The sequence below is a fragment of the Micrococcus endophyticus genome, from assembly GCF_014205115.1.
Taxonomy (GTDB): Bacteria; Actinomycetota; Actinomycetes; order Actinomycetales; family Micrococcaceae; genus Micrococcus; species Micrococcus endophyticus.
Window position 1 is genome coordinate 1,632,595 of sequence record NZ_JACHMW010000001.1, and the last position, 13,623, is coordinate 1,646,217.

Genomic DNA, 13,623 nt, shown 5'->3' on the forward strand with positions numbered 1-13,623 from the left:
CCCTGATGGGCATGGGACTGGTGTCTCGTCGCCAATCTACCGTCCGTGCCGGACGCGTCACACCGTGTGGAGACACGCGACGACGTCGGCCGCCCGCCTCAGCCGCGCCGCTCGTCCCCGTCCTCGCGCGGGTACCAGGCCGGCGACGGGTCGGCCGGGGGCGCTCCCTCGGGCCCGGGGCCCGAGCCGGCGCCGGTGGGTCCGCGGAAGGCCTCCCCCAGCCGGGCCGCGTGGTCGACCTCCGCCTGGCGGCGTCGTCGGGCCCGCTCCCCCGCGGTGAAGGCCTGCACGCCGCCGACCGCCATGAAGGCGGCGAAGGCGATGCCCATGAAGCCGAAGAAGGAGCCCAGCGCCGAGAGCGCGGCCAGCAGGGCCAGTCCGAGCAGGCCGAATCCGAGCACGCCCTGCACCGCCCACGGGCGGCCCTCGGCCCGGCGCGTCCCGGCGGCCGCGAGCGGCAGCCGGGCGATCCCGCCCAGCACCATGCAGGCCAGCAGGCCGAGCCAGCCGGAGCCCACCATCAGGTCGCGCATCATGTCGCCGCCGAACATCATGGCCTCAGACTAGGGCGCACCCTGCACCCGATCCACGACGACGACGGCGCCCGGGGCCGCGTCGGGACCGGGCAGGACAGCTCCACCCGGGGACGGCGCCTTCCACGACCGCTCGCCCCCGCCGTGGACCCCTCGGTCAGCCGTGGAAGAAGTGGCGCGCGCCGGTGAGGTACATCGTGATCCCGGCGGCCTCGGCCGCGGCCACGACCTCCTCGTCCCGGACGGAGCCGCCCGGCTGGACCACGGCGCGCACACCGGCGTCGATGAGGATCTGCAGGCCGTCCGCGAACGGGAAGAACGCGTCGGAGGCGGCCACCGCGCCGCGGGCGCGCTCCGGGGCGCCCTCGCCGGAGACGTTCTCCGCGCCGCCGGCGGTCGTGACCTCGGACGTCGTCACGTCCTGCCCGCCGGTCTGCGCGGCGCCCAGGGTGTTGGCGCGCTCGACGGCCAGGCGGCAGGAGTCGAGGCGGTTGACCTGGCCCATGCCCACGCCGACCGTGGCGCCGTCGTGGGCCAGCAGCACGGCGTTGGACTTGGCCGCGCGCACGGCGCGCCACGCGAAGGCCAGGTCGGCGAGGGTGGCCTCGTCGGCGGCCGGGCCGGCGGCGAGGGTCCAGGTCGCGGGGTCGTCGCCGTCCGCGTCCACCGCGTCCGAGATCTGCAGCAGCATGCCGCCAGAGACCTGCTTGGCCTCCACCGCGTCCCGCAGGAAGCCCTCGGGCAGGCTCAGCAGGCGCAGGTTCTTCTTGGCGGAGAGGATTTCCAGGGCCTCGGGCTCGAACGCCGGGGCCACGACCACCTCCGTGAACACGTCCTTCACCTGGGCGGCCATGGCGGCGGTGACGGGGCGGTTGGCCGCGATCACGCCGCCGAACGCGGAGACCGGGTCGCACGCGTGGGCCTTGGCGTGCGCCTGCGCGATGTCCGTGCCCTCGCCCGTGACGGCCAGACCGCACGGGTTGGCGTGCTTGACGATCGCCACGGCCGGGACCGGGTGGTCGAAGGCGGCGCGCACCGCGGCGTCGGCGTCCACGTAGTTGTTGTAGCTCATCGGCTTGCCGTGCAGCAGCTCGGCCTGCGCGATGCCGGGGGCCGCCGAGGAGTCCAGGTACAGTGCCGCGGGCTGGTGCGGGTTCTCGCCGTAGCGCAGGATCTGCGCTCGCTCGAGGGACAAGCCGGCGTAGGGCGGGAACACGGAGATCTCGTCCGCGTCCGTGTCCTCGCCGAAGTGGGCGGCGGTCCAGGCGGCCACGGCGTTGTCGTACCCGGCGGTGTGGGCGAAGGCCAGGGCGGCCAGGCGCCGGCGGGCGCGCAGGTCGAAGCCGCCGGACTGGGCGGCCTGGACCACCTCTCCATAGCGGGCCGGGTCCACGACGATCGCCACGGACGCGTGGTTCTTCGCGGCCGCGCGCACCATGGACGGCCCGCCGATGTCGATCTGCTCGACGACGGCGTCCTCCGCGGCGCCCGAGTTCACGGTGTCCACGAACGGGTAGAGGTTCACGACGACGAGGTCGAACGGCTCCACCTCGAGATCGCGCAGCTGGGTCACGTGGTCCTCGCGACGACGGTCCGCCAGGATGCCCGCGTGCACGCGCGGGTGCAGCGTCTTCACCCGGCCGTCCAGGCACTCCTGGAACCCGGTGACCTCGGCGACCTCGGTGACGGGCACGCCGGCGGCGGCGATGCGCTGGGCGGTGGAGCCGGTCGAGACGATCTGCACGCCCGCGGCGTGGAGCCCGGTGGCGAGCTCCTCGAGGCCGGTCTTGTCGTACACGGAGATCAGGGCCCGCTTCAGGGGCACCGTGTCCAGGACGGTGGTGGTGGGCTGGGCAGAGGTCACGAGGGGCGCTCCTTCGAGGGGGTCCGGGTGCGTCCTCCAGCATAGGCCGGGCCGCATAATGGCCCTGGGTCCGCGCACGAGTGCGACGCGCCTCTCCCAGCACCCGAGCACCGCACCGATCGAACGGGAACCGACCATGGCCTCCTCCACTCCGCCCCGCCCCGGCGACGCCGACGCGCACCCCGCGCCCGCCGTCGTCGCCCCCGCCCGCTCCGGGGACGCCCCGCCCACCGGCGAGGCCATCGTCCAGGACCTGCCCTGGCGCTGGTCCGTGCAGGGCCGGATCTTCTTGATCGGCGGCCTCGGGTTCATGTTCGACGCGTGGGACGTGGCCCTCAACGGCGTGATGATCCCGCTGCTGCGCGAGGAGTGGGCCCTGGCGCCGGCGGACGCCGCGTGGATCGGCACGGCCAACCTGATCGGCATGGCCGTCGGTGCGTTCCTGTGGGGCACGATCGCGGACCGGATCGGGCGCAAGGCGGCCTTCGCGTGGACGCTGGCGATCTTCTCCGTGTTCACCCTCGCGGGCGCGCTGACGGACTCGCTGCTGTGGTTCGCCGTGTTCCGCTTCGTGGCCGGCGTCGGCCTGGGCGGCACCATCCCCGTGGACTACGCGCTCGTGGGCGAGTTCACCCCGCGCCGCCTGCGCGGCCGCGTCCTGGCCGCGATGGACGGCTGGTGGCCCGTGGGCGCCGCGCTGTGCGGCCTCGTCTCCGCGTGGCTCGTGGGCACGTGGGGCGACTGGCGCCTGCCGCTGCTGGCCATGGTGCTGCCGGCTCTGCTCGCGTTCGTGGTGCGCCTGGGCATCCCCGAGTCCCCGCTGTTCCTCATGAGCCGCGGCCGCGAGGCCGAGGCCCGCAAGGTCATCGACCGCATGGTCGAGGCCACCGGCGCCGAGCGCCGCGAGTACGTCATGCCCCCGGTGGAGCAGGAGCGCGCCGGCGGCGTCCTCGCCCAGCTGGCCGCCGTCTGGCGGTTCTCCCCGCGCATCACCGCGGTGACCTGGGCCCTGTTCGTGGCCATCATGGTCGTCTACTACATCGCCCTGCAGTGGCTGCCGACGTTCCTCATCGACGCCGGCTACGCCGAGGGCCGCGCCTTCATCATGACCTCCGGCATGGCCGCCGCCGGCCTGCTGGGCGTCGTGGTGGCCACCGTGCTGATCGAGGTCACCGGCCGCCGCTGGCTGCTGGGGGTGAGCGCCGTCGTCGCCAGCGCCCTTCTGGTGTGGCTGGCGAGCGTGCTGGGCGTGCCCTCCGCGGTGCTGCCGCTCGTGCTGGCCTTCGGGTTCGTGGTGCAGATCGCGATCCCGGTGCTCTACACGTACGTCTCCGAGCTCTACCCGACGACGCTGCGCGCCTCCGGCTTCGGCTGGGCCTCGGCGGCGTCCCGGGTGGGCGCGGGCCTCGGCCCGCTGTTCTTCGTGGGCACGCTGGTGCCGGCGATGGGGCTGCCGGCCGCGTTCGCCGTCACCGGCGGCCTGGTGCTGCTCGCGTGCGTCGCGATGCTCGCGCTGGCCCCTGAGACCCGGGGCCGCGCCCTCGAGGTCAGCGCCGACTGAGCTCGCCGAGCACGCGCAGCAGCAGGGCCCGCTCCTGGACCTTGATGCGCTCGTGCAGCTCGGACTCGGTGTCCGTGTCCAGCACGGGCACCGCGGCCTGGGCGAGGATCGGGCCGGTGTCCACGCCGGCGTCCACCACGTGCACGGTGCAGCCGCTGACCTTCACCCCGTGGGCGAGGGCGTCGCGCACGCCGTGGGCCCCCGGGAACGAGGGCAGCAGCGCCGGGTGGGTGTTGAGGATGCGGCCCTCGAAGCGCTCGAGCAGGGGCGCGCCGAGGATGCGCATGAACCCGGAGCACAGCACCCAGTCGGGCTCGTGGGCGGCCACCGCGTCGGCGAGCGCCACGTCCCACGCGTGCCGGTCGGCGTGGTCCCGCGGGGAGACCACGAACGTCTCGATGCCGTGGGCGCGGGCGCGGTCGAGGCCGCCGGCGTCGGCGACGTCGGCGCCCACCGCCGCGATCTCGACGTCGAGGGCCCCGGACGCGACGGCGTCCAGGACGGCCTGCAGGTTGGTGCCGGAACCGGAGACGAGGGCCACGATGCGCATGCGCCCATCGTAGGGTGAGGGGGTGTCCGCACCGCTCCCCTCGACCCCGCCCCGCCCGCCGCAGGACGACGCCCCGGACCCGGGTCGCGCCCGCACCGGCCGCATCCTGCTGTGGCAGTCCGTGGCGCTGCTGGGCATGGTGCTCAGCCTCTCCCTCGTGCTGCCGTGGAAGCTCGCGGCGCTGGTCCTCGGGCTCGTCGCCCTCGTGCTGGGCGTGCGCGTCTGGCTCACGAGCCGTGGCGAGCGGCGCGCCGGGCTGCCCCGCGCGGTCGCGGCCGGCGGCATGGCGCTGGCGCTCTTCGGCACGACGACGGCGGCGCTGCCGCTGCTGGCCTGGGACGCGACGGTCGAGCTGGAGCGGTGCACCTCCTCGGCCCTGACCGTCCGGGCGCAGCAGGCGTGCGCGGACGCCTTCACCCGCGCCGTGGAGGAGCGCACGGGCGTGCCGCAGCTGCGGCCCTGAACCGGAGTGCGGGCTGCCGGAGCCCGGACTGCCGGAGCCCGGACTGCCGGAGCCCGGACTGCCGGCGTCCTGGCCTCCGGCGTCGGAGGCGGTCCGGCTCAGTCCCGGGACCGGCGCGGCCGGGGGCGCTCCGCCGCCACGGCGGCCTCGGCCGGCGGAATGAAGCGGCGTCCCGCGAGCGCGAGCGCCACGAGGTAGCCGGCGGCGCACCCCAGCGCGACCCACCCGGCCACGGCCGCGCACACGGCCCACACGTTCGCCCCGATGTCCGTCAGCGTGCCGACCCCGAGCGTGCCCGAGGTGAGGGCCAGCGGCACCAGCAGCAGCAGGCCCGCGAGCAGCCCGGTCAGCACGGCCAGGGCCAGCGTGGACAGCGCGAGGGACACGGCGCGGTGGCCGGTGCGGGCGTCCAGCCAGTCGTCCAGGTGGTTCTCCCCCTCGCGCAGCAGCCACACGCCGGCGGCCACGCCGGCGGCGATCGGCACGGCCAGGAACAGGGGGTGCCACGGCGCCCAGGCGGCGGGCAGCGCCCCCAGCGCGGGCAGGGCGGGGGCGGCGGCCGGCGTCGCCCCGAACACCGAGTAGAGGCTGTCCGAGCCCACGGAGAACCCCGGGCCCGCGGTCCACGCGATCGCCCAGCCCGTGAGCGTGGGCAGCCAGCCGATCTGCAGGACCGCCAGCAGCAGGCCGCCGAACGGGCCGGCGTCGATCGCCTGGGCCAGGGTGACCACCGCCGGCCACTCCACCGCCAGACGCACCGCCACGAGCAGGGCGCTCAGCGCCGCCAGCACCAGCAGGGCGACGACGGCGGCCCGGACCACGGACCACGCGTAGGACCCGGCCCAGCGCTCGTACTGGGAGCGGCGGGCGATCCGCTCCGTCAGGTCCAGGCCGATCAGGTGCGCCCACGTGCCCGCCTCGCGCCGGGCGCCGGCGAGCGCCGCGATCCCGAACAGCAGGGCCGGCAGCAGGGCGGCGGCCCACGGGCTCACGCGCAGCTCTGGGGTGCCCGGCAGGAAGGCCACCGTCAGGCCCGCGAGCGCGTAGCCGACCACGGCCCCCGCGAACGCCTGCCACGCCTGGTCCCGGTAGGAGGCGCGGGCCAGGCGGCGGCCGGCCCGCCAGGAGAGCAGGAGCGGGATCAGGGTCAGGCCCCACGGGACCAGCCACGCGGTCCCCGAGAGCACGTGGCCCTCGGCCGTCGGGAGGAGGGTGGCCACCGTGACGGGCACCGCGTGCAGCGCCAGCCACAGGGTGCCGCCCACCTGGAGGGCGCCCTCGATCGTGGGCCGCTGGAACCCGCCGGTGGCCCACACGGCCAGGGTCGGGATCATCACGGCCAGCAGGCTCAGCAGCGCGGTCACGAGCGCCTCGACCACCCCCTGCAGCCACAGGGGCAGGGGGACGGGGCGCAACAGGCGGGGCGCGGCGGGGCGGGAGCTCACCCGTCCATGGTGCCACCCGAGTCCGGGTGCCCCCTGGACGGGGCGCGGGCCCCGAAGGTTCACCCCCCGGCCACCGCCGCGTCGCCGACCGGTGCCCGGGGCGTGGCCGTGGCCGCCTAGCGTCCGGAGCGTGCGTGTTGCCGTGGTCGCCGAATCGTTCCTGCCCCACATGAACGGGGTCACCCACTCGATCCTCCAGGTGCTGCGTCACCTGCGGGAGCGGGGCGACGAGGCGATCGTGATCGCCCCCGCCGCTTCGTGGTCCGCCGGCTGGACGCAGCGGGCGGGCGAGGGCCAGGCCCCCCGCGAGGTCGAGGGCTTCCCCGTGCACGCCCTGCCCTCCGTGCCCCTCTCCGGCTACTCCTCCGTGCGCGTGGCCGCCGGCACCGTGGGCCGGCTGCGCGGGATCCTCACCGCGTTCGGCCCGGACGTGGTGCACATCGCCTCCCCCTTCGTGCTCGGCTGGCGCGCGGTGCAGGCGGCCGAGGAGCTGGGCATCCCCTCCGTGGCCGTCTACCAGACGGAGGTCCCCGGCTACGCGGCCCGCTACGGCGCCCCGTGGCTCGAGGACGTCCTGTGGGGCCACGTGGCCCGCCTGCACAATACGGCCACGCTGACGCTCGCGCCGTCGTCGTTCACCGTGCGCCAGCTGCACGCCGCCGGCGTGCGCCGCGTGCACTTGTGGGGGCGCGGCGTGGACACGCGCCGCTTCCACCCCGCCAAGCGTGATGACGCGCTGCGCGCCGAGCTCGCCCCCCACGGGGAGCGGCTCATCGGCTTCGTGGGGCGCCTCGCGCACGAGAAGCAGGTCGAGGACCTGCGCGTGCTCTCCGACCTGCCGGGCACCCGCCTGGTGGTCATCGGCTCGGGCCCGCTGCGCGAGCAGCTCGAGCGCCGTCTGCCCGGCGCGCACTTCGCCGGCTTCCAGGGCGGGGAGGACCTCGCCCGGCACGTGGCCAGCCTGGACCTGTTCGTGCACCCCGGCGAGTCGGACACCTTCGGCCAGACCCTGCAGGAGGCCATGGCCTCGGGCGTGCCCGTCGTCGCCGTGGGCCGCGGCGGCCCCCTGGACATCGTGGACCCCTCGCGCACCGGCTGGCTCTACCCGCCGGGCGAGCTCGACGAGCTGCGCCGTCACGTGGCGGACCTGGCCCACGACGACGTCAAGCGGTCCGCCTTCGCGGAGGCCGCCTGGGCGTCCGTGCAGGGCCGGACCTGGCCGGTGCTGTGCGAGCAGCTGGTGGGGTACTACGAGAAGGCCGTCGCCGTGCAGGACCGCCGCCGCACGGAGCTGGCCCGCCGCCTGCTGGCCATGCCCTCCCAGCTGACCGCGCGCGTCTTCGGCTGACGCCGGCCGGGGCCGGGCGCCGGACGTGTGTGCGGCGTGGCGGGCGAGCGGCGTGGCGTTGCGTGCGGCGGAGGGGCATGGCGGAGAGGCGTGGCGCCCGTATCAATGTGGTAATGCAGCCCGGGGCCTGCCAGGATGGCGGGCAGGCACCGTGGCCGCTCCTGCGATCGCGGCTGCCCTCCGACGGCGACACGCGACGGCGCGAGCACCGCGGGGCACCACGACCCCCACGTCCGAGGAGGACATCATGAACCACGCCCTCGAGACCCTGCGCGACGAGGTGTTCGCGCGCAATCCCGGCGAGGCCGAGTTCCACCAGGCCGTGTCCGAGGTGTTCGAGGCCCTGGACCCCGTGATGGAGCGCCACCCCCAGTACGTCGAGGCCGGCGTCCTGCACCGCCTCTGCGAGCCGGAGCGCCAGATCATCTTCCGCGTGCCGTGGATCGACGACAACGGCGTGGTCCAGGTCAACCGCGGCTTCCGCGTGGAGTTCAACTCCGCCCTCGGCCCCTACAAGGGCGGCCTGCGCTTCCACCCCTCCGTGTACCTGGGCATCATCAAGTTCCTGGGCTTCGAGCAGATCTTCAAGAACTCCCTGACCGGCATGCCCATCGGCGGCGGCAAGGGCGGCTCCGACTTCGACCCGGCCGGCAAGTCCGACCGCGAGATCATGCGCTTCTGCCAGTCATTCATGACCGAGCTGCACCGCCACATCGGCGAGCACACGGACGTCCCGGCCGGCGACATCGGCGTGGGCGGCCGTGAGATCGGCTACATGTTCGGCCAGTACAAGCGCCTGACCAACCGCTTCGAGGCCGGCGTGCTCACCGGCAAGGGCCTGACCTGGGGCGGCTCGCTCGTGCGCACCGAGGCCACCGGCTACGGCGCCGTCATGTTCGCGGACTCCATGCTCAAGACCCGCGGCGAGTCCATGGACGGCCAGCAGGTGCTGATCTCCGGCTCCGGCAACGTGGCCATCTACGCCGCCGAGAAGGCCGCGTCCCTGGGCGCCACCGTGCTCACCGCCTCCGACTCGGCCGGCTACATCGTGGACCCGGACGGCCTGGACCTGGACCTGCTCAAGCAGATCAAGGAGGTCGAGCGCGCCCGCGTCTCCGAGTACGTCGAGCGCAAGGGCGGCCGCGCCCGCTACGTGGCCGGCGGCTCCGTGTGGGACGTCGAGGGCACCGTGGCCCTGCCGTGCGCCACCCAGAACGAGCTGGACGAGTCCGCCGCCAAGACCCTGCTGGGCAACGGAGTGAAGGCCGTGGCCGAGGGCGCCAACATGCCCTGCACCGAGGCCGCCACCCGCCTGTTCCTGGACGCGAAGACGCTCTTCGGCCCGGGCAAGGCCGCCAACGCCGGCGGCGTGGCCACCTCCGCACTGGAGATGCAGCAGAACGCCTCGCGCGACTCGTGGAACTTCGAGTACACGCACGACCGCCTCGAGGCGATCATGCGCGACATCCACGACCGCTGCGTCGAGACCGCCGAGGAGTACGGCACCCCCGGCAACTACGTGGCGGGCGCGAACATCGCCGGCTTCATCAAGGTGGCCGACGCGATGATCGCCCAGGGCGTGGTCTGACCCCTCGCCGGGGCTCCCTCCCTTCGACCGACGCGCAGCGACATCACCGCCGTTCCGAACGGCGGTGATGTCGCTGCGCGTCGGTCCTTTCAGGAGGGCAGCGCGGCGCGGCGCAGGGCGACGACGCCGCACGCCAGCAGCGCCAGCTCGCCCGCCCACTGGATCCACACCAGCCCGATCCCGTCCGGCGGCACCCCGGACATCACCCGCCCGGCGGAGGCGACGGCCTGGGCGAGCAGCGCCGCGACGATCAGGCCCGTGACGCTTCGCCGGTCCGGACGCGAGCCGATCATCAGCGCCGCGACCGCTCCCAGCAGCGGCAGCGCCGTCAGCACCCCCTGGGCCAGGACGAAGGGGACGGCGTCGGCGGCCAGCCGGTCCGGCGGGATCAGCAGGGGCGCGAGCAGCCCGCCCGGGAACACGGCCGCCCAGCTCAGGCTTGCCACCATCAGGAGGATGCGGTCCCGCGATGCGCGGCCGGACGGGGACGGCGATTCGGGCGTCATGGCCGAACAGTACCGCCGGCCTCACACCGGGCGGGGCGGCCCCGCCCGAGTTCGCCCGACCGACGCGCAGCGACATCACCGCCGTTCCGACCGGCGGTGATGTCGCTGCGCGTCGGTCTTTCCAGGAGGGCAGCGCATGGGCACGACGGGGACGCTGCGCGGTCGTCGTCGGCTCCTGCACAGGGGCGCTCTCCCGGCGCGTCGACCACGGGCGCCGTTCCCCACGACGACGGCGGCCCACCGGGTCCGCACACTGGCGGCATGACCGCGCTCGCCGACGTCGCCGACCTCCGCCCCGGGACCGGGCCGCTGCTGTGCGCGGCCCGCCGGGAGGACCTGGCCGCCCGACGCCGACTCGAGCGCGCCTGGACCCGCGGCGACCTCGTCCGCCTCGCCGCGGGCGTGTACCTGCCGGCGCCCACCTGGACGGCGCTGAGCCCGTGGGACCGGTCGACCGCGTCCGCGGCCGCCCTGGCGCTCGCCCGGCCGGCCACCGTGTTCACCGGGCTGACCGCCGCCCGACTGCGGGGGCTGCCCGTCGCCCTCGAGCTGCCCGCCCTCGACCTGCGGGCCACCTCGCCCGGGCACCGCGGCGCCGCCCCGCTCACGTCCCGGCCTTTCTCTCCCGCACTGCTCGCCACGGGTGGTCGACTCCCCCGCCCGCCGCGACGTCGTCCCCGGTGGGGCCTCCCGCAGGCGCCGAGCACGGCGCCGGAACCGGTGGAGATCCGCCTCTCGGACGGCACCGGCCTCGGCTGGGGCCTGGCCGACGCGTCGGCCACGCTGCTCCTGGTGCTGGGCGCGGCGACGCCGTTCCGCGATGCCGTCGCGCCCCTGGACGTCCTGCTCGCCACCCACCCGGAGGCGTAGTCCTGGGCGCAGGCCGCCGAGGAGGCCCTGCCGACCCGGGCCGCGCGGGAGAGGCTCGAGCGCACCTGGTCCTTCGCGGCGGCCGGGTCCGAGTCCGCCGGGGAGTCCTACAGCCGCGCCCTGATGCACGAGCTCGGGTTCGCGGCGCCGACGGCACTGCAGCACCGGGACGCGACGGGCCGGGAGGTGGCCCGAACCGACTTCTGGTGGGCGGACGCGCGCGTGGCCGGGGAGTTCGACGGGATCGGCAAGTACGATCTCGGCCTGCACCGCGGGGACGACGCCGCCCGCCGCGCGAGCATCCGGAGGGAGAAGGAGCGGGAGGTCGCCCTGCAGCTGGTCACGCGCGCAGTCGCGCACTGGACCTGGGAGGACCTCAGGGCGCCCGAGCGGCTGGCCCGGATCCTCACCGCGGCGGGCGTGCCGCGAACGGTTCGCCCCGAACCGACCGACGCCCAGCGACATCACCGTCGGGCAGAACGGCGGTGATGTCGCTGGGCGTCGGTTGTTCCTCGGGTGCGGGAGGGGACCGCGCGGCCCCGATCAGCCCTGCAGCGCCGCCCGCTGCTCGGGGGTCACCCGCACGGGCCGTCCGGTCGCGCCGTCCACGAACACCATCACGGAGGAGGCGGTGGCGCAGAGGGTGTCGTCCACGCCGTCGTGCAGGGCGTAGCCCACGTGCACGGAGGCCGCCTTCACGGCCTCCACGCTCACGACGACGCGCAGCGGCACCGGCCGGTACGGCATCTGGGCGCGGTACTTCACGGTGTGCTCGGAGATGAACGTGCGCACGCCGGGGGCCACGCCCTCCAGCAGGTCGATCGGCGGGGCCTCTCCCCCGCCGGCGCCCGTGTTGGCGGGCACGCCGAAGGCCGCCACGCGGGCCTCCTCGAGCAGCTGCACCACGGCGATGTTGTTGATGTGGCCGTACGCGTCCATGTCCGCCCAGCGCAGGGGGATGCGGACCTCGACGGCGCGGGGCCCGGTCATCGGGAGCCGCCCGCCTCGGCCGCCTCCGCCTCGTCCGCCTCCGCCTCGTCCGCAGCGCCGTCCCCCACGGCCGCCTCGCCCGCCGGCACGCGCGGCTCGGCGGCCGTGTCCGGGGCGTCGGCCTCGTCGCCCAGGGCGGCGGCGCCGTGCTCGGCGGCGGAGAGCACCTCGTCGTCGCCGAGGATGTCCTCCTTCCAGCCCTCGGGCTGGACGTCCACGAAGCCCACGGGCAGGATGCCGAGGTCCTCGAGCTGGTTGGACAGCGAGGCGCCGTCCGGGCCGTAGCACCACGGGATGCCCGGGGTGGACCGGCGGGTGTCCTCCGCGCGGCCGCCGGCGAGGAGCGCCTCGGAGGGGGTGAGCTGGCGGATCACGATCGCCGCGACCCGGTCCGGGTGACGCTGCGCGAAGTCGGCGTAGATCTCGGGGTCGTGCTGGCCGTCGTCGCCCACGAGGATCCACTTGATGTCCGGGAACTGCTCGGCGAGCCGCTCGAGCTGGGTCTTCTTGTGCTCCTGGCCGGAGCGGAACCAGCGGTCCTTGGTGGGGCCCCAGCTGGTCAGCAGCAGCGCGCCCAGCGGGTAGAGGTTGCGCCCGAGGAAGCGGGTGAGGGTCTGGGCCACGTTCCACGCGCCGGTGGAGAGGTAGAGCACGGGGGCCTTGGGCTCGAGCTCGGCGACCCGGCGCAGCAGCACCGCCATGCCCGGGGTGGGCGTGCGGGCGTGCTCGTCGATCACGAAGGAGTTCCAGGCCGCCAGCAGGGGGCGCGGCAGGGAGGTGACCACCACGGTGTCGTCGATGTCCGAGACGAGGCCGATGCGCGCGTCGGGATGGCAGATGTAGAGGTCCATGGTGACGTGCTCGTCGTCGCCCACGTGCAGGGTGGCGGTCCGCCAGCCGGGCTCCATCTCCACGTCCAGGACGGCGTCCACCACGCCCATGCGGTCCGTGCGGACCGTGGTGCGGGTGCCGCCCACCTCGACCTCGACCTCGGCGTAGGCCATGGGCGGGGCCACGAAGTTGCGCCAGCCGCGCACCCCGTCCGCGACCATCTTGGAGATGCGGCGGCCGTTGAGGAACTCCTCGTCCGGGGCGATCACCACGCGGGAGAGGATCCGCACCCAGCTGGTGCTGCCGTAGCCGGTGAACGCCATGATGGTGGGCACGTGGCCGGCGCGCAGAGCGCGGGAGCGGTGCCACCGGTTCCACCCCTCCTGCAGGTGCGTGGCGACGTTCTCCACGGGGGTGGGGTCCCCCGGGGCGGCCAGGCGCGTGCGGCGCGGGAAGACGGGGGCGGCGTCGGATGCTGCGGACATGACCCCCAGTATCCCGCACGCCCCGCCGTCAGCGGACCTGCGGGACCAGCTCGGCAAGGCGGTCCAGCATGCGGCCCACCTTGCCGTTGGCGAGGGCGGCGCCGATGTGCCCCTCGGAGAACCGCTCGCCGCGCAGCACGTAGGTGAACAGGGTGCCGAGGTCGGCGAGGGAGGCGGCGGCGATCCCGGCGTCGCTGACGCGGTCCACGTGGCGCAGGTAGTCGACGTCGACGCCGGCCAGCTCCTGGGCGGCGGCGAGGCCGGGCAGCACGCGCGCGTCGTAGTCGGGCCAGCCGGCGCCCGTCACCGCGACGGGCGCCTCGGCGGTGGCGTAGCCCTCCGCGAGGAGGGTGCGCAGGGCCCGGACGGCGGCCACGCGCTGCGGGGTGGGCGCCTGGGGGCCGGTGAGGGTGATCTCGTCCTCGCCGGGGCTCGGGAGGGGGTGCTCGGTCACGGGGAGTCTCCTCGTCGCTCGGGGGTCGTGGCTCGGGGTCGGCCCCATTCTCCCCCGCGCGGGTCGGGGACGCCCGGGCCGGCGGCCCGGACCGGGGGCAGCCCCGCCCTGGGGTGGCCCGGCCCCGGACCGGCA

The 13,623-nt window shown here is 75.3% G+C and carries 14 protein-coding genes; 6 read left to right on the top strand and 8 right to left on the bottom strand.

Going from position 1 to position 13,623, the window contains the following annotated elements:
- Positions 1–98 precede the first annotated feature (98 nt).
- Together HDA33_RS07445 and purH are read right to left on the bottom strand one after the other, a co-directional pair.
- The gene (locus HDA33_RS07445) at positions 99–554 is read right to left on the bottom strand and encodes a hypothetical protein (RefSeq protein ID WP_184172217.1); all 456 of its coding nucleotides are present in this window, start codon (positions 552–554) and stop codon (positions 99–101) included.
- A 136-nt stretch (positions 555–690) separates the two neighbouring features.
- Positions 691–2,397, bottom strand: coding sequence for a bifunctional phosphoribosylaminoimidazolecarboxamide formyltransferase/IMP cyclohydrolase (gene purH, locus HDA33_RS07450; RefSeq protein ID WP_184172219.1), 1,707 nt, complete (start codon positions 2,395–2,397; stop codon positions 691–693).
- A 136-nt stretch (positions 2,398–2,533) separates the two neighbouring features.
- On the opposite strand from purH, the gene HDA33_RS07455 reads away from it, so the two are divergent.
- The gene (locus HDA33_RS07455; protein ID WP_184172221.1) at positions 2,534–3,958 is read left to right on the top strand and encodes an MFS transporter; all 1,425 of its coding nucleotides are present in this window, start codon (positions 2,534–2,536) and stop codon (positions 3,956–3,958) included.
- Here HDA33_RS07455 and purN read toward each other — a convergent pair.
- On the bottom strand, positions 3,945–4,508 hold the full coding sequence (gene purN, locus HDA33_RS07460) for a phosphoribosylglycinamide formyltransferase (protein ID WP_184172223.1): 564 nt from the start codon (positions 4,506–4,508) through the stop codon (positions 3,945–3,947). The genes HDA33_RS07455 and purN overlap by 14 nt on opposite strands.
- Positions 4,509–4,530: 22 nt before the next feature.
- Here purN and HDA33_RS07465 point away from each other — a divergent pair, with 22 nt between their 5' ends.
- Positions 4,531–4,971, top strand: coding sequence for a hypothetical protein (locus HDA33_RS07465; protein ID WP_017488577.1), 441 nt, complete (start codon positions 4,531–4,533; stop codon positions 4,969–4,971).
- 98 nt (positions 4,972–5,069) lie between these two features.
- Here the strand turns inward: HDA33_RS07465 and HDA33_RS07475 are convergent, their stop codons facing one another.
- Positions 5,070–6,416 (bottom strand): cell division protein PerM, encoded by a 1,347-nt coding sequence (locus HDA33_RS07475; RefSeq protein ID WP_184172225.1) that lies wholly within the window; start codon positions 6,414–6,416, stop codon positions 5,070–5,072.
- Between the two features lie 130 nt (positions 6,417–6,546).
- On the opposite strand from HDA33_RS07475, the gene HDA33_RS07480 reads away from it, so the two are divergent.
- Together HDA33_RS07480 and gdhA are read left to right on the top strand one after the other, a co-directional pair.
- On the top strand, positions 6,547–7,764 hold the full coding sequence (locus HDA33_RS07480) for a glycosyltransferase (RefSeq protein ID WP_184172226.1): 1,218 nt from the start codon (positions 6,547–6,549) through the stop codon (positions 7,762–7,764).
- Positions 7,765–8,011: 247 nt separating this feature from the next.
- Positions 8,012–9,352: an NADP-specific glutamate dehydrogenase gene (gene gdhA, locus HDA33_RS07485; protein ID WP_184172228.1), complete on the top strand. Its 1,341-nt coding sequence runs from the start codon at positions 8,012–8,014 to the stop codon at positions 9,350–9,352.
- An 89-nt stretch (positions 9,353–9,441) separates the two neighbouring features.
- Here gdhA and HDA33_RS07490 read toward each other — a convergent pair whose 3' ends face one another.
- Entirely contained in the window at positions 9,442–9,858 is a 417-nt protein-coding gene (locus HDA33_RS07490) for a hypothetical protein (protein WP_184172230.1), read from the bottom strand.
- A gap of 261 nt (positions 9,859–10,119) precedes the next feature.
- Here HDA33_RS07490 and HDA33_RS12730 point away from each other — a divergent pair, with 261 nt between their 5' ends.
- Both HDA33_RS12730 and HDA33_RS12735 read left to right on the top strand, forming a co-directional pair.
- Entirely contained in the window at positions 10,120–10,728 is a 609-nt protein-coding gene (locus HDA33_RS12730) for a hypothetical protein (RefSeq protein WP_246416909.1), read from the top strand.
- Positions 10,729–10,851: 123 nt separating this feature from the next.
- Positions 10,852–11,217 carry a hypothetical protein gene (locus HDA33_RS12735; RefSeq protein ID WP_246416910.1) on the top strand — a complete coding sequence of 122 codons (366 nt, stop codon included), beginning with the start codon at positions 10,852–10,854 and terminating at the stop codon, positions 11,215–11,217.
- Between the two features lie 54 nt (positions 11,218–11,271).
- Here HDA33_RS12735 and HDA33_RS07500 read toward each other — a convergent pair whose 3' ends face one another.
- Genes HDA33_RS07500 through HDA33_RS07510 form a run of 3 tightly spaced genes read right to left on the bottom strand, consistent with a single transcriptional unit; the run spans position 11,272 to position 13,488 of the window.
- Entirely contained in the window at positions 11,272–11,718 is a 447-nt protein-coding gene (locus HDA33_RS07500; protein ID WP_184172232.1) for an acyl-CoA thioesterase, read from the bottom strand.
- Entirely contained in the window at positions 11,715–13,034 is a 1,320-nt protein-coding gene (locus HDA33_RS07505; RefSeq protein ID WP_221432978.1) for an App1 family protein, read from the bottom strand. Before HDA33_RS07505 ends, HDA33_RS07500 begins: the two co-directional genes overlap by 4 nt.
- 28 nt (positions 13,035–13,062) lie before the next feature.
- Positions 13,063–13,488, bottom strand: a complete 426-nt coding sequence (locus HDA33_RS07510) for a DUF6508 domain-containing protein (RefSeq protein ID WP_184172234.1) — start codon at positions 13,486–13,488, stop codon at positions 13,063–13,065.
- Positions 13,489–13,623 lie beyond the last annotated feature (135 nt).